General features: G+C 37.0%; 21 protein-coding genes. 7 read left to right on the top strand and 14 right to left on the bottom strand.

The genetic code is table 11. The features are described from left to right. Window positions 1-63 precede the first annotated feature (63 nt). From HW347_RS04065 to HW347_RS04040, 6 genes are all read right to left on the bottom strand, one after another. Window positions 64-687 carry an outer membrane beta-barrel protein gene (locus HW347_RS04065; protein ID WP_214610644.1) on the bottom strand — a complete coding sequence of 208 codons (624 nt, stop codon included), beginning with the start codon at window positions 685-687 and terminating at the stop codon, window positions 64-66. 89 nt (window positions 688-776) lie between these two features. Continuing rightward, window positions 777-1,370 (bottom strand): outer membrane protein, encoded by a 594-nt coding sequence (locus HW347_RS04060; protein WP_214610643.1) that lies wholly within the window; start codon window positions 1,368-1,370, stop codon window positions 777-779. 142 nt (window positions 1,371-1,512) lie between these two features. Then, entirely contained in the window at window positions 1,513-2,829 is a 1,317-nt protein-coding gene (sufD, locus tag HW347_RS04055) for a Fe-S cluster assembly protein SufD (RefSeq protein WP_214610642.1), read from the bottom strand. A 74-nt stretch (window positions 2,830-2,903) separates the two neighbouring features. Further along, on the bottom strand, window positions 2,904-3,656 hold the full coding sequence (gene sufC / locus HW347_RS04050) for a Fe-S cluster assembly ATPase SufC (RefSeq protein ID WP_214610641.1): 753 nt from the start codon (window positions 3,654-3,656) through the stop codon (window positions 2,904-2,906). A gap of 59 nt (window positions 3,657-3,715) precedes the next feature. Then, window positions 3,716-5,161, bottom strand: coding sequence for a Fe-S cluster assembly protein SufB (gene sufB / locus HW347_RS04045; RefSeq protein WP_155595212.1), 1,446 nt, complete (start codon window positions 5,159-5,161; stop codon window positions 3,716-3,718). A gap of 63 nt (window positions 5,162-5,224) precedes the next feature. Continuing rightward, entirely contained in the window at window positions 5,225-5,554 is a 330-nt protein-coding gene (locus HW347_RS04040) for a HesB/IscA family protein (protein WP_155595213.1), read from the bottom strand. Between the two features lie 299 nt (window positions 5,555-5,853). On the opposite strand from HW347_RS04040, the gene HW347_RS04035 reads away from it, so the two are divergent. The 3 genes from HW347_RS04035 (at window position 5,854) to HW347_RS04025 (ending at window position 9,016) form a co-directional block, all read left to right on the top strand. Further along, on the top strand, window positions 5,854-6,729 hold the full coding sequence (locus HW347_RS04035; protein ID WP_214610640.1) for a glycosyltransferase family protein: 876 nt from the start codon (window positions 5,854-5,856) through the stop codon (window positions 6,727-6,729). 176 nt (window positions 6,730-6,905) lie between these two features. Next, a complete protein-coding gene (gene thiL, locus HW347_RS04030) occupies window positions 6,906-7,955 on the top strand; it encodes a thiamine-phosphate kinase (protein WP_214610639.1) in 1,050 nt (349 codons plus the stop codon). A gap of 11 nt (window positions 7,956-7,966) precedes the next feature. Then, complete coding sequence (locus HW347_RS04025) at window positions 7,967-9,016, top strand: alpha/beta fold hydrolase (RefSeq protein WP_214610638.1); 1,050 nt, start codon at window positions 7,967-7,969, stop codon at window positions 9,014-9,016. Between the two features lie 184 nt (window positions 9,017-9,200). Here HW347_RS04025 and HW347_RS04020 read toward each other — a convergent pair whose 3' ends face one another. Continuing rightward, entirely contained in the window at window positions 9,201-9,419 is a 219-nt protein-coding gene (locus HW347_RS04020; RefSeq protein ID WP_214610637.1) for a hypothetical protein, read from the bottom strand. 379 nt (window positions 9,420-9,798) lie between these two features. Here HW347_RS04020 and brnQ point away from each other — a divergent pair, with 379 nt between their 5' ends. Further along, entirely contained in the window at window positions 9,799-11,085 is a 1,287-nt protein-coding gene (gene brnQ, locus HW347_RS04015; protein WP_214610636.1) for a branched-chain amino acid transport system II carrier protein, read from the top strand. A gap of 32 nt (window positions 11,086-11,117) precedes the next feature. On the opposite strand, the gene aqpZ is transcribed toward brnQ, so the two are convergent. Next, window positions 11,118-11,807: an aquaporin Z gene (gene aqpZ, locus HW347_RS04010; RefSeq protein WP_155595218.1), complete on the bottom strand. Its 690-nt coding sequence runs from the start codon at window positions 11,805-11,807 to the stop codon at window positions 11,118-11,120. Window positions 11,808-11,888: 81 nt separating this feature from the next. Continuing rightward, a complete protein-coding gene (locus HW347_RS04005) occupies window positions 11,889-13,181 on the bottom strand; it encodes an aminopeptidase P family protein (RefSeq protein ID WP_214610738.1) in 1,293 nt (430 codons plus the stop codon). 384 nt (window positions 13,182-13,565) lie between these two features. Between HW347_RS04005 and HW347_RS04000 the strand changes: the two genes are divergently transcribed. Continuing rightward, a complete protein-coding gene (locus HW347_RS04000) occupies window positions 13,566-16,454 on the top strand; it encodes a VPS10 domain-containing protein (RefSeq protein ID WP_214610635.1) in 2,889 nt (962 codons plus the stop codon). 368 nt (window positions 16,455-16,822) lie between these two features. Here the strand turns inward: HW347_RS04000 and HW347_RS03995 are convergent, their stop codons facing one another. The 5 genes from HW347_RS03995 to HW347_RS03975 form a co-directional block, all read right to left on the bottom strand. Continuing rightward, entirely contained in the window at window positions 16,823-17,368 is a 546-nt protein-coding gene (locus HW347_RS03995; RefSeq protein ID WP_214610634.1) for a type 1 glutamine amidotransferase domain-containing protein, read from the bottom strand. Between the two features lie 91 nt (window positions 17,369-17,459). Further along, window positions 17,460-17,930 carry a very short patch repair endonuclease gene (locus HW347_RS03990; protein WP_214610633.1) on the bottom strand — a complete coding sequence of 157 codons (471 nt, stop codon included), beginning with the start codon at window positions 17,928-17,930 and terminating at the stop codon, window positions 17,460-17,462. A gap of 90 nt (window positions 17,931-18,020) precedes the next feature. Further along, on the bottom strand, window positions 18,021-18,767 hold the full coding sequence (locus HW347_RS03985) for a succinate dehydrogenase/fumarate reductase iron-sulfur subunit (RefSeq protein ID WP_214610632.1): 747 nt from the start codon (window positions 18,765-18,767) through the stop codon (window positions 18,021-18,023). 6 nt (window positions 18,768-18,773) lie between these two features. Continuing rightward, window positions 18,774-20,777: a fumarate reductase/succinate dehydrogenase flavoprotein subunit gene (locus tag HW347_RS03980; protein ID WP_214610631.1), complete on the bottom strand. Its 2,004-nt coding sequence runs from the start codon at window positions 20,775-20,777 to the stop codon at window positions 18,774-18,776. Between the two features lie 2 nt (window positions 20,778-20,779). Continuing rightward, entirely contained in the window at window positions 20,780-21,448 is a 669-nt protein-coding gene (locus HW347_RS03975; protein WP_214610630.1) for a succinate dehydrogenase cytochrome b subunit, read from the bottom strand. A gap of 258 nt (window positions 21,449-21,706) precedes the next feature. Here HW347_RS03975 and HW347_RS03970 point away from each other — a divergent pair, with 258 nt between their 5' ends. Then, window positions 21,707-22,591, top strand: a complete 885-nt coding sequence (locus HW347_RS03970) for a RimK family alpha-L-glutamate ligase (protein WP_214610629.1) — start codon at window positions 21,707-21,709, stop codon at window positions 22,589-22,591. A gap of 45 nt (window positions 22,592-22,636) precedes the next feature. Next, entirely contained in the window at window positions 22,637-23,626 is a 990-nt protein-coding gene (locus HW347_RS03965; RefSeq protein ID WP_214610628.1) for a succinylglutamate desuccinylase/aspartoacylase family protein, read from the top strand. Window positions 23,627-23,701: the final 75 nt, after the last annotated feature.

Below are 23,701 nucleotides of genomic sequence, written 5' to 3'. Positions count from 1 at the left end.
AGTTACAAAACACACTTGCTCCTTATAAGCGATAAATATGGAATCTTAATATTCTATCTTTTTCTAGAACCTGAATCCAACTCCTACTTTTAAGAGACTGATGTGCTCAATGTTTTTTAAAGTTTCTCCTTCTACCTTTATTTTATCAGCAACATTCCTGGTAACGTCCAATTGAGTCTGTACAAAGAATCGTTTAGTTATATCATAGGAAAGTCCCAAATTCAAACTTATTCCCCCTTCTGATTCTGTAATTTTATGAGCACCAGGAAATGGAGGTTCTTGTGGGCCGTAATCAAATAAGCCATCATATTTAGATTGAACAAACGTATACCCTAACCCTATAGAAGGATGCAGCCTTTTTACTCCCGGTATAGCAAATTCTGCAAATACCTTAGGTTGAATTAACCAGTGAGTACCAGTAAAATCATACGATGAAGGGTCACGATAGTCCTTAGTGTCTTCCGTATAAACTCCCGCATTAATACCTGCGCCGATTTTTACAATATTAAAATCTAAAAACCGATATTTTACTCCAAAGTCAATGACACCAGAAGCATCATTTCCTAACCCGACACCGATGGAAATCGGGTAATTCGCTTCCACACTCCATTTCTGGTCTTGGGCAAACAGGCCTACACTTAAGAAGAAGAAGAAGAGAGAAACTGATAAAAAGTAGATTTTTTTCATTTGAATATTTATTAATGGGTTATAATTAGTTACAAAACACACTTGCTACTTGTATGCGAGAAATATGAAATCTTAAGGGTTAATTTTATTTAGAATCGAAAACCAACTCCGAATTTTAAATAGCCCAAATTTCGTTTTACTTTAAGGTCCTGCCCTTCATAATTATAAGTATCTTTTTCCCTTATATAATCATATTGCGCTTGCAAAAAGAAGCGTTTAGTTATATCATATGAAAGTCCTACATTTAAATTTATACCTCCCGAGGATTCGGTATTATCAAAAGACCCTAAATTAAAACTTTCCCCCTCAAATTTAGATTCAATAAACGTGTAGCCCAATCCTACGCTAGGATGAAGTTTTTGTATTCCTGGTATAGTAAACTCAGCAAATACTTTTGGTTGAATTAACCAATTGGTTTCGTCAAAATCCGTGAACACCGGCTTAAAGTCATCACTTATATTCTTTTTGAAAACACCGGCATTTATACCTGCTCCTATTTTTACAATTTTTAAGTCTAAAAATCGATATTTTATTCCAAAATCTAGAAGACCAGGGGCATCATTTCCAATTTCATCACCAACGGAAATAGGATAATTTGCCTCTACACTCCATTTGTAATCTTGAGAAAATAAGCCGGCACTTAAGAAGAAGGCTAAAACTGTTAAAAAGTAATTTTTTTTCATACGAACAACTAATTAATGGTTTATAATTAGTTCGCAAATCTATAGGAAAATTCGGGCAAAAAAATAACGGCACTATTAAAGTGCCGTTAAATAAATTCTATATTTTAAGATAATGTCTTGTTAAAAAAGAGCTTACAATCGCTTATAAATCAAACCCAAGATTAACCCCTAATTTCTTAGCAATCAATTTGTTAATACGTGTTTTTAATTCAGGTATACGTACACTTTCTAAAACGTTATTAGCAAAAGCGTACATTAACAAAGCACGAGCTTCTTTTTTAGGAATCCCACGAGATTGTAGGTAAAATAAAGCATCTTCATCTAACTGACCAATAGTACAACCGTGAGAACATTTTACATCATCTGCAAAAATCTCTAACTGAGGTTTTGAATTGATGCTTGCTTTATCACTAATTAGAATATTATTATTCTTTTGGAAAGCATTTGTCTTTTGAGCAATTTTATCTACGATAATTTTGCCATTAAAAACACCTATAGAGCTATCGCCATAAATTCCTTTATAATCTTGATGACTTTCACAATTTGGCTGCATATGATGCACCAATGTGTAATGATCCACATGCTGTTTTTCCCCTAGAATAGTAACACCATTCATAGTAGAGTCTATATACTCACCGTTTTGATAAAAGTTAAGATTGTTACGTGTCAATTTACCCCCAAAAGAGAAGGTATGAACGTTAACAACACTTTTATCTTTTTGGTCAACGTAGGTGTTATCAATTAATGAAGCTGTAGCCGCATCGTTCTGAATTTTATAAAAATCAACAATAGCACTTTTTGCAGCGAATATTTCGGTTACTGCATTAGTAAGTGTGTCGTTTGATGTTAAACTCTGGTGACGCTCAATAATTTGAACCTCAGCATTTTCTTCTACAACTACCAAACTTCTTGGCTGCAACAAGATTGATGCCTCATTACCCGTAGCGAAATGTATAATTTCGATAGGCTTTTTAGGCATTTTGTTTTTAGGAATGTAAATATACGCTCCTTCTCTACTGAATGCCGTATTCAATGTGGTAAGTGACTCATCTTTTGACGCCACTTTGTTGAAGTAGACATCTATAACAGGCTTATACATTGGTTTTGTAAGCGCTGCGCTCATCAAACATATATCAACACCATCATGAGTGGTTTCCGAAAGATACGAGCTATAAATACCGTCTACAAAAACAATTTTATATGAGTCTATCTCGTGTAAAAAATATTTTTTGACATCTTTATACTCAAGGGTATTTTCTTCCCTAGGAAAAATGCTGAAATCTATTTTTTGTAAACTATTTAACGAAGTATATTTCCAAGCTTCTTCCTTTTTAGAAGGAAATCCTTTTTCCTCAAAGTTTTTTATAGCTGCCATACGAACGTCGTGTACCGGATGTTCAACATCCACGTTGTTCTCAAACGCCATAAAAGAGGAAATCAATTTATCTTTTAAATCCATATATTTTTAGTATTAAGTAGTTAGTACAAAGTATTAAGTACTCTTTACTAACAACTACGTACTCTGTACTATTTTTAAACCGCTGTTTCTTGCTTTAACCAGTCGTATCCTTTTTCTTCAAGCTCTAGAGCAAGTTCTTTACCACCAGATTTTACAATTTTACCGTTGTGTAGTACATGAACAAAATCAGGTACGATATACTCCAATAAGCGTTGGTAGTGTGTAATTAATATTACAGCGTTATCCTTACTTTTTAGTTTGTTAACTCCGCTAGCAACGATACGTAAAGCATCGATATCTAATCCAGAATCGGTTTCATCTAATATGGCAATCTTTGGCTCTAACATTGCCATTTGAAAAATCTCGTTTCTCTTTTTCTCACCACCAGAAAAACCTTCGTTCAATGATCTAGACAAAAATTTACGGTCAATTTCTAATAACTCGGATTTTTCACGAATCAACTTCAACATATCCTTGGCAGGCATATCTTCAAGACCTTTAGCCTTACGAGATTCGTTAATAGCCGTTTTCATAAAGTTGGTTACAGAAACACCCGGGATCTCAACTGGATATTGAAAAGAAAGAAAAACACCTTTATGTGCTCTTTCTTCTGGAGAAACTTCTTCTAAATCTTCACCACTTAATTCAATTGAACCTTGAGTAACCTCAAAACGCTCGTTTCCGGCAATTACAGAAGCTAATGTACTTTTACCAGAACCGTTAGGTCCCATAATAGCATGTACTTCACCTGCTTTAACCTCTAGGTTTATTCCTCTTAATATCTCCTTATCATCTACGCTAGCATGTAGATCTTTAATTTTCAACATAATATGTTACTTTAAATATTGTGGCGCCAATGGCGTTTTACTAAAATCTTAAATACTTTTTATCCTACAGAACCTTCTAAACTAATTTCCAATAATTTTTGTGCCTCAACAGCAAATTCCATTGGTAATTTATTTAATACTTCTTTACTGAAACCGTTTACAATTAATGCAATTGCTTTCTCTGTTGGAATACCTCTTTGGTTACAATAGAAAATTTGGTCTTCACCAATTTTACTAGTCGTAGCCTCATGCTCTATCATTGCCGTTTTATTCTTTGCTTCGATATACGGGAAGGTATGTGCACCACATTCGTTACCCATTAACAAAGAATCGCATTGAGAGAAGTTACGCGCACCATCGGCACGGCTACTCACTTGTACAAGTCCTCTATAGCTATTCTGTGATTTACCAGCAGAAATACCTTTTGAAATGATAGTACTACGGGTATTTTTACCCAAATGTATCATTTTGGTACCTGTATCTGCTTGCTGATAATTGTTAGTAACTGCAATAGAGTAAAATTCTCCAATTGAATTATCTCCTTTAAGTATACATGAAGGGTATTTCCAAGTAACGGCAGAACCTGTTTCTACCTGTGTCCAAGAAATTTTTGCATTTTTCTCACACAAACCTCTTTTGGTTACGAAATTGTAAACACCACCTTTACCCTCTTTATTCCCAGGGAACCAATTTTGTACCGTTGAGTATTTTATCTCAGCACCATCTAAAGCAATTAGCTCAACTACGGCAGCGTGTAATTGATTTTCATCTCTTGATGGAGCAGTACAGCCTTCTAAGTAACTTACATAGCTATCTTCATCTGCAATAAGCAACGTACGCTCAAATTGACCTGTACCTGCTTGATTAATTCTAAAATACGTAGAAAGCTCCATTGGGCATCTTACACCTTTTGGGATATAACAAAAAGAACCGTCAGTAAAAACAGCAGAATTTAATGCAGCGTAAAAATTATCAGTTTTTGGCACTACTGTACCCATATACTTTTTCACTAATTCCGGATGCTCTTTTATCGCTTCTGAAATAGGCATAAAAATAATACCCTTTTCTGCTAGTGTCTTTTTGAAAGTTGTTGCTACAGAAACAGAATCGACAACAATATCAACAGCTACATTTTGTAATTTCTTTTGTTCATCAACAGAAATACCAAGCTTACGATACATTTCTAACAAATCTGGATCTACATCATCTAACGTTTTGTTAGGATCAGCAGATTTTGGCGCAGAATAATAACTGATTTTCTGAAAATCTGGTTTTTCATAATGCACATTTGCCCATTTAGGCTCCTCCATCTCTTTCCAAATTTTAAAAGCTTCCAAACGCCAAAGCGTCATCCACTCTGGTTCCTCCTTCTTTTTAGAAATAGCGATGACGATTTCCTCATTCAAGCCAATTGGAAAAGTATCAGATTCAATATCTGTATAGAAACCGTACTCGTACTCTTTAGTTTCGAGTTCCTTTTTTAGTTCTTCTTCTGTGTATGCCATTTTTTCCTTTTATACCAATTACACTAGGGTAACTGAATAATTAGTTCTTTTACTATTCTCCGTTTATAACGAAAAACTTTCCCCACACCCACAGGTGCGTTGCGCATTAGGATTATTGAAAACAAAACCCTTTCCGTTTAGTCCACCAGAATACTCCAGTGTTGTACCAACTAAGTATAGAAAACTCTTTTTATCTACAATAATACGCACATCATTATCTTCAAAAACCTTATCGGCTTCGTCTTTTTCTTTGTCAAAATCGAGTTTATACGATAAGCCGCTACACCCACCACTCTCAACACCTACGCGAACATAGTCCGTAGAGGCATCAAAACCCCCTTCGGTCATTAAGTCTATGACTTTCTTTTTCGCAGTTTCAGATACTTGAATCATAAGCATTTGGATTTATTCTAAATAGTTCACAAATATATGGCATTAGTAGGGTTTTACCATAAGAACTAACATTATTATAACGTATATTCCAATAAGCTTTTTCTATGACCAAACGGTATATTATGCTTGACCAAAGCAAGAGCTTGTAATCTAATAGCAATCTTTCTGTTCAAGCGATGTTACTATCTATTTTTAGAAATGATTTGTTTTGATGGAACGAGATAATTTAAAAAATGCTAAGTTGTAGCTTTAGCCCAAAATTTTAATAGTTTTGGAAATAAATCAAAGTCGATTTTCTTATGAAGGTAACCGGTTTTTCTTTCGTTAAAAATGCCGTTCGTTTCGAGTATCCAGTGATAGAATCCATTCATTCTATTTTACCTCTCTGTGACGAGTTTGTTATAGCCATTGGCAAATGCGATGATGGTACACTAGAATTGATTCAGAGTATCAATGATAAAAAAATAAAAATTATTGAAACGGAATGGGACGATAATTTAAGAGAAGGCGGAAAAGTCTTAGCTGCAGAAACTAATAAAGCCTTAGAACATATATCGGATGATACAGATTGGGCTTTTTACATTCAGGCCGATGAAGTTATTCATGAAAAGGATTTGAAAACCATTAAAAATGCCATGTTAAAGTATAAAGATAACAAGCAAATAGATGGACTTCTATTCAAGTACTTACATTTTTATGGTTCTTTTGATTATATCGGAGCATCTTCAAATTGGTACTGTAACGAAATCAGAGTAATTAAAAACAATGCCAACATTTACTCTTATAAGGACGCACAAGGCTTTCGTAAAAATGAAGACGAGAAACTTAATGTAAAAGCAATTGATGCTTACGTTTACCATTACGGATGGGTCCGTGAACCTGAAGCTATGCAAAGGAAGCAATCAAATTTCGGCTCGCTATATAGAGGCAAAGAAGAGCTCGAAAAAGCCAAGACCGCGCCAAAGAAATATTGCTATGAAGACAGTATACACAAAATAGCACCATTTACGGGAGACCACCCTCAAGTTATTATTCCACGAATAAGCAGGAAAAATTGGGTATTTGATTATGACATCTCTATGAGTCGGATAAGTCTTAAAGACCGAACCAAAAAAGTTCTGAAAAATTATTTTGGCGTTGACCTGTCTTACAAAAATTACAAGATCACTAAATAATAACTTTCCTAATTACTCAAAGCAAACACCCTAAAAAGTAAACCTCATTTTTCCATTAACATCTTCTCTCAAATAAAAAACCAACCCCAAATCCGCTTAAGGCTTAATTACATTAATATTGAACGCTATTAGCAGAAAACTAGGGCTATAAGGATTATCATTCTTACTTTTGCAAAATGCTAGAAGATAAAAACCAAGAACGTACGTCTCTGGAAAAATTGGGCGAATTTGGACTCATTGACCATTTGACAGAAAATTTCGAAATAAAACATACATCAACCATAAAAGGTATTGGGGATGATGCCGCTGTATTTGATCATACAGAAAAAACTGTACTAACCACAGATTTACTAATAGAAGGTGTACACTTTGACCTCAGCTATATGCCCTTAAAGCATTTGGGTTACAAGGCAGTAATGGTAAACCTTTCTGATGTATATGCCATGAATGCAACCGCAACTTCAATTACGGTTTCATTGGCTGTTTCCAACCGTTTTCCTTTAGAAGCATTAGAAGAACTTTATGCAGGTATTGCCCTTGCTGCAAAGGTTTTTAATGTAGATCTTATTGGTGGAGATACCACCTCATCAACTTCAGGAATGCTTATTAGTATTACAGCAATTGGCGAGGCAAAAGAAGAAGAAATTACGTATCGTAGTGGCGCTAAGCCAAACGACCTGCTTGTTGTAAGTGGTGATTTAGGTGCGGCTTATATGGGCTTACAGGTTTTAGACCGAGAAAAAGAAGTTTTTAAGGTGAACCCGAACAACCAGCCCGATCTTTCTCCATATTCATATATTGTTGAAAGACAATTGAAGCCGGAGGCAAGAAAAGATATTGTTGAACTTTTGAAAGAGATGGAAGTCTTGCCTACTTCTATGATAGATATAAGTGACGGACTTTCTTCGGAAATTCTTCACCTATGTAAAAGCAGTAAAGTAGGGTGTAATTTATTTGAGGAGAAAATTCCTTTAGACCCAACAGTAATTTCGGCTTGTGAGGAGTTTAATGTAGACAGTACTATGGTTGCTCTTAGTGGAGGAGAGGATTACGAGCTTCTTTTTACCATTTCACAAAACGATTTTGATAAAATAAAAGGAAACCCTAGTTTAACCGTAATAGGCCACATGACAGACGAAAGGGAAGGTGCCTATTTGGTTACAAGAGGTAATACCAAAATAGAACTAACCGCTCAAGGCTGGAATTCTTTCAATTCGGACAACTAGTTTTTTTTGATATGGAAAAGCATAAAAGAGGAAGAAAAGTAGCTTTGCGATTAACAGTTTTTGCTATAATTTCCCTTCTCTTTTATGCTTGTGCATCAGTACCTAAACTATCCGACAAAACGGAATTACTTATCAAAACGGTAATGCACGAGCCCATACCCGAAATGGTAACGGGCAAAACCGGGTTTGCCATTTCCAATGGCTGGAAAGTTTGGTACGAGCGTATTCCACCTAAAACATCTAAAAAAGGTGCTATTGTTTTAGTAATGGGCGCAGCCAATGATGCCCTGAGTTGGCCACCAGATTTCATTTCAAAATTTACGGATGCCGGTTACGAAGTAATACGATACGATCATAGAGGCACGGGTTTGACCCAACGTCTTAAAAAGACGGATAAAGCGTATACGCTTGCCAATATGGCAAATGACCCTATTGCAATTCTTGACAGTTTAAATATTGAGAAAGCCCACATCATAGGTGTTTCTATGGGAGGCATGATTTCACAGCTTGCTACAATTGAACATGAAGAGCGATTCGAAAGCCTTACTTCCATTATGTCATCGGCAGATATTTTTGATTCCTCTTTACCAACTCCTTCACCGGAAGTCTTACCACAAATGATAAGTGCGGTAATTAAATACGGGATTTTTGGAGGAAAGAAAAGTCAAATTAAACTACAGTTTGTACATAAGAGAATTTTGATGGGTAAAGCCACGGGAGATATTGCAAGCAAACCTCTTGCAGAAGCAGCCCTATACAACTTAAAGAAACGGGATGGGTATCATTTTATAGCTGGTAGACAACACCAAAAAGCAATGGAATCGGCTAAACCCAGATATGACCAACTTTCAAAACTAAAAATACCGGTATTAGTAATTCACGGAAAACAAGATCCTGTTATACCTTTTGAACACGGTAAAAAAATGGCGGCGGTTATTCCGAATGTAGATAGTTTATGGGTAGATAATATGGGGCATGATTTACCCGATGCAGAAATAGACCTAATCAGTGCTAAAATTCTGAAAAAAATAGAAGAAAATAATGTTCAATATACTGAATAACAAATACTTAAATATGTTTTTCGGAAGTAGAAAAACAAAAAATTCCCGAAAACAAAGGACATACCTAACTAATACTGTTGTGGGGCGAACGACAGTGGAGAACGAGGTTGTTTCCTAAATTTCCGGAAATAAGTTTAAAATTCCAAGACCTTTAACGGCTCAGAATTTCGGTGCCAAAGCATAGTTAGGCGGCATGCTCTGCTGCCCTATGTCTCTTCTGAAATATATTTTCTAGTGTTTTATTTATATCCTGCAGTTCTGGAGTCAAGGTTGAAAGGTTTCCACTTACATCTGTTGTCACTTGCTTTTGACAATGAATACATTTATACTCTTTGATGTGGAGGGTAACTTTTTTAGATACTGTGTAGTGATGTCCGAATAAACTGCAAAAAAACTTCTTCATGGTTGTAGGTTTAAAACGCATAATCGGTCTTTGGGAAACCGCTTATTGCAAAAATTTGGGTCTGATGTTTAGAATGTTTTTATTCACTCTTTTACTTGAACGCCATCGTATCTTTGTTTATTGGATGCCCTTCTATCATTGTCCTGTTTTTTCGATGAAATACATTTTATTCGATGAACAACACTTTTAAATCGGTCTTTCCCATCATTTGTTATCAATTGAATTTACGGTATCTTGCCGCGGTTTTCTCTCAATAAGAATAACATGTGCATTTTTGGGTTGCCGTTCATCGATCTGGATGAATAACCTCCCTTTTTTTCGATGAAGTACAGAAACCATATAGATAGGTAGAACTAATTTCCATTAATATTATTAAACCATGTTTATCCTAAAAAAGGAAACCAGAGAAGTCTTAGTTACTGCTTTTGCCCTGTTCTCCTTATTCTTTGGAGCAGGTAACCTTATACTACCTCCATTACTAGGTAACAAGTCTGGTGACATGTGGTGGCTCGTTACATTGGGTTTCTGCGCATCGGCTGTACTTATTCCTATAATGGGTATTATGGCACACGCCAAACTCCAGGGCACCATATTCGATTTTGGAAAAAAGGTTTCACCCACGTTTAGTCTTGTCTATTCTTTACTTATTTATGCCATATCAATTAGCTTACCTTCTCCAAGGACAGCAGCGGTTACTCATGAAATGGCAATCCAACCATTTTTTGATTCGCCGCCTCTGCTCACTAGTATTATATATTTCTCCCTGGTATTCGTATTCGTCATCAACCGTTCGCAGATTCTGAATATTCTCGGAAAGCTTTTGACACCCGCTATTATTCTTATTTTGTTCCTTATAATAGGTACGGCACTATTTTCTTATGATTTTACTTTTAGCGAAACCGTATTTCACAATCCGTTATCAGAAGGTATTCTTGAAGGCTATCAGACTTTTGATGCCATTGGTGCTGTTGTAGTAGGTGGTGTAATTATTATTTCGATCAATCTGAAGAAAAAGGAGGCTACGTACGAGGAAAAAAAGATTTTAATACGACGCTCTGGTTGGTTAGCGGGTCTTAGCCTCTTTCTTATTTATGCCGGACTTATTGTTACCGGTGCAATTATGCACGGTGAGTTTACTGCAGACATTTCACGAACAGCCTTACTTAGTGGTATTAGCACAAAAACATTGGGAGGAACGGCTAATCTATTCTTAAGTATTTTGGTAAGCCTTGCGTGCTTTACTACCGCTGTGGGTATAGTAACCGGCACGGCAGATTTTATAAAATATAGATTTCATGATTCCCAACCTGTATATTTAACTACAGCTATATTGGGTTGTATTTTAGGGATAGTGATGGGGCAATTTAACGTGGGGTACATTATTGCTGTAGCCCTGCCCGCTCTAATGTTTATTTACCCGATTACGATTGTACTTATTCTTCTGAATATCGTACCGGATAAGTATGCTTCTGAAAAAGTGTTCAGAGCTGTGGTTATCACCACCATTATTTTTAGCATACCTGATTTCTTAGGAAGCATCGGTTTTACCGAGACGCTATCTAATGTTCAATTTTTTATTCCATTAAGTCCTTATAGCTTAGGATGGGTATTGCCGGCAGGAATAGTTTTTATAATCACTAATTTGCTTCATAAAAAGAAATCCTAAAACTACCTCTGCCAGCTAATCCATTTAAAAAATTATTCTACTATTTCTGGGGATAATGCTTTGTACACAAGTCCTGCCAAAACAGCTCCTGCAATTGGTGCTGCCCAAAACAACCATAATTCTCCTAATGCCCAATCGCCAACAAATAAAGCTTGACTAGTACTACGAGCTGGGTTAACAGAAGTATTTGTTACCGGAATACTAATTAAGTGTATTAAAGTTAAACAAAGACCTATGGCCACACCAGCAAAACCTCCTGGTGCCTTAGTGTATGTAGACCCAAGAATTACAAACAAAAAGATAAAGGTCATAACTAATTCACAAACCAATGCCGCCATCATACTATAGCCGCCTGGCGAGTGTTCACCATAACCGTTAGCTGCGAAGCCTCCTAATTCAAATCCTGGTTGACCAGAAGCAATGACATACAAAATACCTGCACCGGCTATACCTCCTAAAACTTGAGCTATAATATAAGGAACCAATTCCTTGCCATCAAAACGGCCACCAACCCAAAGACCAATAGATACTGCGGGGTTTAAATGACAACCAGAAATATGACCAATGGCATAGGCCATAGTAATAACTGTTAGACCAAATGCGAGGGCCACGCCTACGAAGCCAATTCCTAATTCTGGGAAGCCTGCAGCTAATACCGCGCTTCCACAACCCCCTAGAACTAGCCAAAGGGTACCAATAAATTCTGCTACTAATTTCTTCATTTTGAAATATTTAGTTAATGGTTATACAAATGTATATCCGTAAGGTAGCAAAATTTTAAGGTTTATTTTGTAGGTAACTACCTACTTATTCATTAGCTGTTCTATTTCTTCAACTTCAATTGGGATATTTGCCATCAAATTAAACGGTTCTCCTTTTGCTTGAATAACCACATCATCTTCTATGCGAATGCCCATTTTTTCTTCCGGAATATAGATTCCCGGTTCAACTGTGAAGACCATATTAGCCTCCATTGCTTTCTTCAATTCTCCGTAATCGTGGGTATTTAATCCAATATGGTGACTAGTACCATGCATAAAGTACTTTTTATAGGCTGGCCAATCTTTTCTTTCGTTTTGAACATCGGCTTTATCCAACAAGCCCAGACCTAACAGTTCCGAAGTCATTAGCTTTCCGCATTCTACGTGATAGTCTGCCCAGATTGTACCTGGTACTAGCATTTTAGTCGCTTCGTTTTTCACGCGAAGAACAGCTTCGTAAACTTCTTTTTGTCTAGGAGTAAATTTTCCGTTTACGGGAATAGTCCTAGTTAAGTCAGATGAGTAATTCGCGTATTCCGCAGCGGTATCCATCAAAATTAAATCACCGCTTTTACACTGTTGGTTGTTTTCAACATAATGCAATACATTGGCGTTATTGCCGGATGCGATAATAGGTGAGTACGCAAAACCTTTAGAGCGGTTGCTAATGAATTCGTGCATTAACTCCGCCTCTATTTCATATTCCCAAACACCGGGTTTTGTAAAACTTAGTACACGACGGAATCCCTTATCGGTAATATCACAAGCCGTTTGCATTAACTCTATCTCTTCGGGCTCTTTTACACCTCGTATCTTTTGTAAAATTGGATTGCTCTTCGCTACTTTATGTGCAGGGAATTTATGCTTACAATCTATTATAAAACGGTCTTCACGTGTTTGCGTTTCAACTGCCTGTCTGTAATGCTCATTTGTATTGAAGTAGATAGTTTCCGCCTCTGTCATCAAGTCGAAGAAAACCTTATTAAAATCCTGTAACCAGTAGACTGTCTCAATACCTGAAACTTCAGTTGCTTTCTCTTTGGTTAGTTTTTCTCCTTCCCAAACTGCAATATGGTCATTGGTTTCCCTTACGAACAATACTTCGCGATGCTTTTTTGCTAACGCATCCGGAAATAATATGAGAATGGTTTCCTCCTGATCGGCACCACTTAAATAGAATAAGTCCCTATGTTGTTCAAAAGGTAACGTACTGTCTGCCCCTATGGGGTAAATATCATTAGAATTGAAGACCGCAATGCTTTTTGGCTGCATCGCTGCCATAAATTTCTTTCTATTTTTTATAAATAGACTGCTCTTGATTTGCTCGTACTTCATATCAATCTTGAATTTCATCAAAATTAATGATTTACGACAACCCACAAATGGTAAGACCCCAAAGGTTTGTTAAAACCTTTGGGGTCTCTAATTAAAGTTGGTTATGTTACTTGTAAAGTGTTCGCACCTTTTAAAATTATGAACGAACAATGTCTTTTTTAGTACAACATCTTAGTTTATAAAGATGCTTTACAGTTTTTCATATAAATAAATTAACAAAATTTTAAGTTAAGTCACAATATAATCCGCCATTATTAACTCTTTTCACGTCAACTGTTCTCTTATTGCCATTAAACTGTAAGTTTAATCTGTAATTTACAGGCTGTTGCCCATAAATTATAATTCAGTTTTGCTAACTTTCATTTACAAAGTAAACCGATTTTCATGAAATCTTTTATCCTTCCTTGCCTTTTGCTTTTTTGTTTAATTGCCTTTGGTCAAATAGAATCTACATCTCAATTGGACATTCAAAGGGCGCTTCAACTTAAAGAACAGATGACCACAAAGTCTTTGGTCAAGCATCTAAAGTTTAAAAGTATTGGTCCCTCGGTAATGAGCGGAAGAGTTGTGGATTTAGATGTCAACCCAGATAACCCAATTGAATTTTACGTAGCCTACGCCAGTGGAGGATTATGGTACACCAATAACAACGGAACCTCACTCACTCCAATTATGGATAGTTCAGAAACGCAGAATATTGGAGATATAGCTGTGCATTGGAAAACGGGCACTATTTGGGTTGGTACCGGAGAAAATAATGCCTCTAGATCTTCATATGCAGGCATCGGTATTTTAAAATCTACCGACCATGGCAGAACTTGGCAGAATATGGGGTTACAAGATTCACACCATATTGGTCGCATCCTTATAAACAATGATAATCCCAATGAAGTAGTAATAGGTATAACAGGACATCTATATTCTGCGAATACTGAACGGGGCATCTACAAAACAATTGATGGTGGAAAAACTTGGAAAAAAACCTTGTTTATTAGCGATACCGCTGGAATAATTGATGTTGCTCAAGCTCCTGAAAACTTTAATATACTATATGCTGCGGCTTGGGAGAAGGATAGAAAAGCATGGGATTTTCTAGGCAATGGGAATGACTCTGGCATCTATAAGAGTACGGACGGAGGAGGTTCTTGGAAGAAAATATCTAATGATGGAAGTGGTTTCCCTACTGGTTATGGTGTAGGCAGAATTGGTTTAGCTGTCTTTGATGAAAATACCGTATATGCTCTTCTTGATAATCAAGAGCATCGTGAGAAAATTGAAGAGCCCGAAGAGAAATCCAATGAATTATCAAAAGAAGATTTTAAAGCGATGTCCGAAGCTGATTTTCTTAAACTTAATGACAAGAAGCTTAATGCTTTTCTCAAAACCAATAATTTTCAAGAAAAGTATCGTGCCGAAAATATAAAGCAAATGATACGCAGTGGTGTGGCCAAACCCATTGATATTACCAAATATCTAGAGAATGCAAATACCTCATTATTCAATACTCCGGTTATTGGAGCCGAAGTTTACCGAAGTAACGATGGTGGCAAAACATGGCAAAAACAAAATCAAAATTATATTGATGGTTTACTCTATAGTTATGGTTATTATTTTGGCGAAATACGAGTAGACCCCAATGATGTAAATAAAATATACTTAGGTGGTGTACCTATTATTAAATCAGCAGATGGCGGTAAAACCTATACTTCTATAAATGGAGACAACGTTCATGCAGACCATCATGCGTTATGGGTAAATTCAAAAATGCCAGGTCATTTAATAAATGGAAATGACGGTGGAGTCAACATCTCTTATGACGACGGTGCCAACTGGATTAAAAACAACTCGCCTACCGTTGGTCAGTTTTATGCTATAAATGTAGATAACCAAGAACCGTATCATGTCTATGGAGGTCTTCAAGACAATGGCGTTTGGGAAGGACCTCATAATGCCGAAGAAAATAGTAAATGGCACCAAACTGGCGATTACCCATGGAAATCATTAATGGGCGGTGACGGAATGCAAATAGAAATAGATAATCGTAATCATAATACCGTCTATACAGGGTATCAATTTGGAAACTATTATCGCATTGACAAAAACACGGGGAAGCGATATTACATTCAACCGAAACATGAGTTAGGGGAAGATCCATATAGATTCAATTGGCAGACACCTATTCTATTGTCCCCGCATAACCAAGATATTCTGTATTTAGGTGGTAATAAACTACACCGTTCCATGAACCAAGGTGATGATTGGGAAGTCATTTCTCCAGACCTAACTTATGGCGGGCAAAAAGGCAACGTAGCTTACGGAACACTAACAACCCTATCAGAATCTCCATTTACCTTTGGTTTATTATATACGGGTAGTGATGATGGCCTCGTAAATATTTCCAAAGATGGAGGGGCTCATTGGGAAAACATTTCTAAGAATATTGATCTGTCTCAATTTGAAACTCTTAAGAAAGTTCAAAAAGATACGAATCTTTGGGTGAGTAGAATTGTAGCTTCCAAACACAAAAAAGAACGCGTTTATCTTGCTTTGAACGGTTACCGTTGGGATGATTTTACACCTTATATTTTTAAGAGCGAGGATTATGGTAAAACCTGGACAACCATTTCTACAGGCATTCCTGCATCGCCTGTCAATGTAATTATTGAGGACCCCGAAAACGAAAATCTCCTTTTTGCCGGAACGGATAATGGTCTTTACACCTCTTTTGACCAAGGAGTTTCTTGGGAAAGTTTTCAAAACGGAATGCCAAATGTAGCCGTTCATGATTTGGTTATTCAACCTGAAGCCAAACACCTTTTAGTGGGCACCCATGGAAGAAGCATTTACAAAGCTGACATTTCCGTTCTGCAAAAGATGACTCCTGAACTTCTCAAAAAGGAATTAGTTGTTTTTGAGCTAGATGATATAAAACATTCCAAAAATTGGGGCAACCCACCTGATACATGGGCAAAAGCCAATACTCCTGGTCTTGATATCACTTTTTATAGTGCCCAACCAAATTCTTATGAAGCCGTCATTAAATCGGACGAGGGTATTATAGTAAGTGAGACCGAACTCAAAGCCGATAAAGGTTTAAACGTACTTTCATATGACCTAACCTTTACAGATAGTGGAAAAACTACTTATGAAAAAAAGAATAAAACTGATTTAAAATCAGCAAAAAATGGGAAGACCTATTTACCCAAAGGGAAGTACACGGTTCAATTGAAAGGCAAAGGAAACCAATCTGAAGTATCTTTTACTATTGACTAATTAAGACAATAGTAAACAAAAAGAAAGCCCCTAATTGGGGCTTTTCTTTTTAAGTAGGTTTTTTTGATTTTCCGGTGGGGACCGGTGTGTTTTTGTAAGCTTCAGTAGGTTAAGTAGCGGACTTGGGATTCGTTACTTGTTTCGGTTAAGTTCTAGAGTAGATTTGGGGTCAAGACTATTACTTAATTACACTGTAAACTTATGACCGTTTTAGCTCTTCTCTAAAATATTGTTGTGAACTAACCCAACTCTGTTGTGAAAAATATGAGCGGTTCATTTCATCGATAAAATGCGATGTTTTTAAAATAAAAAAGCCCTCGCAAACTGCAAAGGCTTCAAATTAATCTCCATGTATTCCGCAATGTATCTTATGCGTGCTGCTCTTCATGCTTACCTTCTTTGATTTCTTCAATCAATTTAGAATTAAAGGCCGGTAAGTCATCCGGGTTCCTACTTGTTACAAAACCTTGGTCTACTACCACTTCTTCATCTACCCAGTTTGCTCCGGCATTTACCAAATCATCCTTAATAGAATTAAAGCTAGTCATTTTACGGTCTTTTACCACGCCTGCACTAATGAGCGTCCACGACGCGTGACATATTGCCGCTACGGGCTTCTCTTGCTTAAAAAAGTCCCTTACAAAGGTCAATACTTTCTCTTCTCTTCTTAATTTATCGGGATTGATAACTCCTCCTGGTAACATTAGTGCATTATAATCTTCTGCAGTTACTTGATCTATGGTTTTATCCACTTTGTATGAGTTAGACCAATTACCATCGGCCCATCCTTTTATCTCTCCTGATTCCAGACTTACGACATCTACTTTAAAGCCTTCATTTTCCATGGCTTCCTTTGGAGATTTTAATTCGCATTCTTCAAATCCATTTGTAGCTAAAATTGCTATCCTCTTCATATGTATAATTTTTAATGATTATTAAATTACTATACTGCAAGATACCAGCTATACCCAGCTTAGGTTGACGGAAAACAAATAGATATTTGCTCTATTGATAGGATTCTAAATGTTGGATGACTTCGGCCAGACACCTATCTAATTCTTTCTTTATTTCGGTCTCCCAAAATCGAAATACTTTATACTCCAAAAGGTCTAGCTCTCTATTTACTTCTTGATCACGCTGTATGTTTCTTTCTATTTTAGCTATCCAGAATTCTCGGTTGGTCTTCACTTTGGGCTTACGTTCTTCCCAATTATAGCCATGCCAATATTCCCCATCTATAAATATGACTGTCTTATACTTTTTTAAGACGATATCTGGTTTACCAATAAGTTTTTTGTAATCTATACGATACCTATACCCCGCTGCATAGAGAGCCTTTCTAAAAGCAAGTTCTGGCTTCGTATTCTTCCCCTTAATTTTGCTCATAATTTTAGAGCGCTGGGGAGTCGTGTAGAAACCCGATTCTTCATTGAACCGAGGTACTTTTATACGTTCTATGGAATAGTCTTTGGGCATACCTTAAAATAACAAAAAATCCCAAACTCCATAAAGAGGAGTTTGGGATTTTTAATATCTATAGAAGTGCATTATGCACTCTTATGCTTATTATCCTTTTGTAGTCGCGCTTAAATACTCACGGTTCAAACGGGCAATGTTCTCTAAAGATATTCCTTTAGGACATTCTACTTCACATGCTCCAGTGTTGGTACAGTTTCCGAATCCTTCCAAATCCATCTGGCGTACCATATTTTGAACACGGTCTACTGCTTCTACTTGCCCTTGAGGCAACAAAGCAAACTGCGATACTTTTGCTGAAGTAAACAACATAGCACTTGCATTCTTACAAGCAGCTACACATGCTCCACAACCAATACAGGTAGCAGCATCCATAGCTTCATCTGCATCGTGTTTGTTAATAGGAATAGCATTTGCATCTACCGTATTACCAGAAGTGTTTACAGAGATATAACCACCTGCCTGCTGAATTCTATCAAAAGAACTTCTATCAACAATCAAATCTGTTATTACCGGAAACGCCGTAGCACGGAATGGTTCAATAACGATAGTATCACCATCGTTAAACTTACGCATGTGCAATTGACACGTGGTTACCAAACGGTCAGGACCATGAGGTTCACCATTTATCTGCAATGAACAAGAACCACAAATACCTTCACGGCAATCATGATCAAATTGTACAGGCTCATCTCCTTTATTGATTAACTCTTCGTTAAGAACGTCCATCATTTCAAGAAAAGACATATCACCTTCTATACCTTTAATAGGATAGTCTACTATCTGACCTTGGGACTTAGCATCTTTTTGACGCCATATTTTTAAATTAAGCTTCATAGTTACTTATTTATAACTTCTTGTCTTCAACTCAATATTCTCGTACTTCAACTCCTCCTTATGCAAAACTGCATCTTTAGGCTCACCTTTATACTCCCATGCGGAGACAAACTTAAAGTTCTCATCATCACGTAAAGCTTCACCTTCAGGAGTCTGATACTCTTCACGGAAGTGACCTCCACAAGATTCGTTTCTTGTAAGTGCATCTTTAGCGAACAGTTCGCCAAGCTCTAGAAAATCTGCAACACGACCTGCTTTTTCCAATTCTTGGTTCATACCATCTGCTTTTCCTGGAATTTTTACATTCGCCCAGAAATCAGTTCGTAAAGCAGAAATCTCATCGATTGCATCTTGTAAATCTTTAGCATTCCTTGCCATACCACATTTATCCCACATGATTTTACCCAATTTCTTGTGATAAAAATCAACTGAATTCTGACCGCTACCGGCCATTAACTTATCCAATCTATCTTGAACAGTTTTCTCAGCATCATCAAATTCTGGCAAATCTGTTGGGATAGCACCAGTTCTAATATCTTTAGAAAGGTAATCACCTATAGTATAAGGCAAAACAAAATAACCATCGGCCAAACCTTGCATCAATGCCGAAGCACCTAAACGGTTAGCACCGTGATCACTAAAGTTAGCTTCACCTGCACAGTAACATCCTTCTATAGTTGTCTGTAGGTTATAATCAACCCAAAGACCACCCATTGTATAGTGTACCGCCGGATATATCATCATTGGCGTTTCATACGGATTCTCATCTACGATTTTCTCGTACATCTGAAAAAGGTTTCCGTACTTAGCTTCGATAACACCTTTACCTAAACGAGTAATTTCTTTCTCATCTGGATTTTTAATACCGTGTGTAAGTGCTTCTTCTGCACCGTAACGTTGAATTGCCGAAGCAAAATCTAAATAAACGGCTTCACCAGTTTTATTTACACCAAAACCAGCATCACAACGTTCCTTAGCAGCACGTGATGCAACATCACGAGGTACCAAGTTACCAAATGCAGGATATCTTCTTTCTAAGTAATAATCACGATCTTCTTCTTTAAGCTGAATAGGTTTCAACTTACCTTCTCTAATTGCGATAGCATCATCCATACGTTTTGGAACCCAAATACGTCCGTCATTACGAAGCGACTCTGACATTAATGTCAGTTTAGATTGATGATCTCCAGAAACTGGAATACAAGTAGGGTGAATTTGTGTAAAACATGGGTTAGCAAAGAAAGCTCCTCTACGGTGTGCTCTCCAAGCTGCCATTACATTACTACCCATTGCATTGGTAGATAAGAAAAATACGTTTCCGTAACCTCCAGTAGCCAAAACAACAGCGTGTGCAGAGTGACGTTCAATTTTACCCGAAACCAAGTCACGTGCAATGATACCTCTTGCTTTTCCATCAACAAGAACCATATCCATCATTTCATGACGGTTGAACGATTGGATTTTTCCACGATTAATTTGCCTGTTCATAGCAGAATAAGCACCTAATAAAAGCTGCTGTCCTGTTTGTCCTTTAGCATAAAAAGTACGTGACACTAATACACCACCAAAAGAACGGTTATCCAATAACCCACCATATTCTCTTGCAAAAGGAACCCCTTGTGCAACACATTGGTCAATAATATTAGCCGATTCTTCTGCCAAACGATAAACGTTTGCTTCACGAGAACGATAATCGCCCCCTTTTATAGTATCATAAAAAAGGCGGTAGGCACTATCGCCATCACCTTGATAATTTTTTGCTGCGTTAATACCACCTTGAGCTGCAATAGAGTGCGCTCTACGTGGTGAATCTTGATAGCAAAATGTTTTTACGTTATAGCCCAATTCTGCTAAAGTAGCAGCGGCAGAACCACCTGCAAGTCCAGTACCAACAACGATAATATCAATATTACGTTTGTTAGCAGGGTTTACAAGGTTAATATCATTTTTATGTTGAGTCCATTTAGCCGCCAACGGGCCTTTTGGAACTTTTGAATCCATTATGCCCATAATTAATGTGTTAGTGGGTTAAAATGATGGTAAAGAGCGATAAATATAAATCCTAAAGGAATGGCAATAGAATATATTTTTGTGAACGTTTGAATACCCGCAGAATACTTGTTGTTCACACCTACCGTCTGAAAAGACGAAGCGAAACCGTGCCATAAGTGCAATGCTAGCAAAACAAAAGAAATCACATAAATAATTGTACGCCAGAAAGGCTCAAATTTATGAACCGTTTCCTCAAGATAACGGGTTGGGTCTTCTGGGTTCATTGCAATGTACTTATAGGATATTTCTTGTATCCAAAAGTCATACATGTGCAGACCAAGGAAAGCAAGAACCACCAAACCGGTAATAATCATGTTCCTAGACATCCAAGAAGCATTGGCGCCCCCGTTATACTGTTTGTACTTTACTGCTCGTGCTTTATTGTTCTTTAGCTCAAGTACAATACCCATAGCAAAGTGAACAATTACACCAGCTATAAGTACAGGCTGCAAAAGATATTGCACCAAAACGTTATAGCCCATAAAATGCGACCACTCATTAAAAGTATCGGGCGCAATTACAGATGTAATGTTAATCACAAAGTGCTGCCCAAGGAAAAAGACCAAAAAAAGACCCGATAGGGCCATGACCACTTTTCGGGCAATCGAAGATTTTATCAATCCGCTCATTTTATAATACGTTGGAGTTAATTAAAAAACTTCTACGAAATTAGGGCATAAGCTTGGCTTTAACAAACTTTGTGACGGTTTAGTAAAGTATTTAGAAACGTTTTAAGCAAGCACTAAAACTTCAGGGCACTAATTATTAGTTATTAAAAATTTTTAACCAAAGAATTAGATGCTTCAATTTTTAGACTCTAGTTTCGACATCTGCATTTTTTGACCGATATTCAAGTCTTAAAACAACCTCAAACCTATACTCTTATAATGAATATTGGACTTCTTTCCGTAAGCATGAATGTCTATTCAACCCAAAGAATAGCTGATGAAGCCAAAAAATTAGGACATAACATAGAATGGGTAGACCATACCAAATGTTCTATAAAAATAGGCACTAACAAACCTGAAGTAATCTTTAAACAAGAAAACATTCTAGATGTATTTGATGCTATCATACCACGTATTGGCACTAAAGTAACGCGCCATGGCGCTTCTGTTGTCAAACAATTTGAAATGAACCAGGTTTTTAGCACTGCTAAATCCGGTAGTATTTCTAAGGCTAGAAACAAAGCAAAAACCCTTCAACTCATGTCAAACTGGGGAATTCCAATTCCGGAAACCTTATTTTCTATAGACCCAGATGATATTGAGCAACAAATAGATTTATTAGGCGGTGCACCCTTGATTATTAAAATTCAAGAAGGCACACATGGATTAGGTGTTATTCTTGCGGAAACCAAAAAATCTGCTAAATCTATAATAGATACTTTTTATAAAATGGACACCAATATCCTTTTGCAAGAGTTCATTGAGGAAAGCAATGGCGAAGATATTCGTGTATTTGTAATTGGCGATAAGGTGGTAGCGAGTATGAAACGTACCAGCGGAAATGACGAGTTTCGTTCAAATGTACACCGTGGAGGAAGTACCGCAGCAGTAAAACTAACTTCCAAAGAAGAATTTATGGCAATAAATGCCGCAAAACACATTGGATTAGGAGTAGCTGGCGTAGATTTGATCCGTTCAAAAAAAGGCCCTTTGTTGATAGAGATAAATGCATCTCCAGGACTTCAGGGTATTGAAGCAGCTACAGGTGTAAACGTTGCCAAGAAAATAATACAGTTTGTAGAACGAAACTGCAGTAAAAAATAAAATAACCCCTTAATAAACAGGGAAAAGAGAACATCCAAGTAGTATATGGAAACTAACAAAACCATCACCATAGAAGGTGAAACTGTAAAACCAGGAGAGTCCAAGCTTTTAAATATTAGTATTGACAGACTTCCTACGGGAACGCTAATTGACATTCCTGTATATGTTTTTAACTCCAAAAAACCTGGACCGACACTTTTAGTACAAGCGGGTCTGCATGGTGACGAAATAAACGGTATAGAAATCGTACGTCGTATGTTGACCGAAAAACGCCTTAACGTTACCAGTGGCGCCGTGATCGCAGTTCCCATTCTAAATATCTTTGGGTTTATTCATTATTCCAGAGATGTTCCTGACGGAAAAGATGTTAACCGAAGTTTCCCTGGTTCAAAAATAGGTTCCATGGCAGGCCGTATTGCCTATCACTACACCTCAGCAATTCTTTCTCAAGTAGATTTTGGAATAGACCTGCACACTGGCGGAGGACAACGGCACAACTTTCCGCAAATTAGATATACGGATAATGATGAACGAAGTGAACAACTGGCCAAAGTATTTAATGCGCCTATTTCCTTTTCATCAAAACTGATAAAAGGGTCTTTTAGAAACGCAGCACATCAATTAAAAATACCTACAGTGGTTTTTGAAGCAGGCGAAAGCATGCGGTTTGATGATTACTCTATTATAGAAGGTATGCAAGGCGTGTTAAATGTAATGAAGCACTTTGGCATGATTGAAACAATAGAGCCAAAATACATTGAACGAAACAATACGGTACACCTTAAAGACAGAAAGTGGCTGCGCGCACCTACTGCCGGCATGTTCATTCCTAAAATAGAAAATGGCAGTGAAATTAAAAAAGGTCAGGTTCTAGGTATCGTATCCGGTCCTTATGCTAAACGAAGCAAAATTGTCAAAGCACCTATGGACGGATTGGTCTTCTGCATTAATCACCAAGCGGTGGTAAATAGAGGGGATGCACTTTTTCATATTGGCGTACCAACTAACGAAGGTGTCATACAAGCGGATAGATGAGAATGATTTTATCTGATATCCGCTAAGTTTTATCGAATAAGGATATAAGACTTAATCTTAAACTTTCAAAAAGAG

It is taken from the genome of Zobellia barbeyronii (assembly GCF_018603515.1).
GTDB classification, from domain to species: domain Bacteria; phylum Bacteroidota; class Bacteroidia; order Flavobacteriales; family Flavobacteriaceae; genus Zobellia; species Zobellia barbeyronii.
The sequence above is the reverse complement of the archived record's forward strand: the minus strand, read 5'-3'. Positions and strand labels throughout refer to the sequence as shown.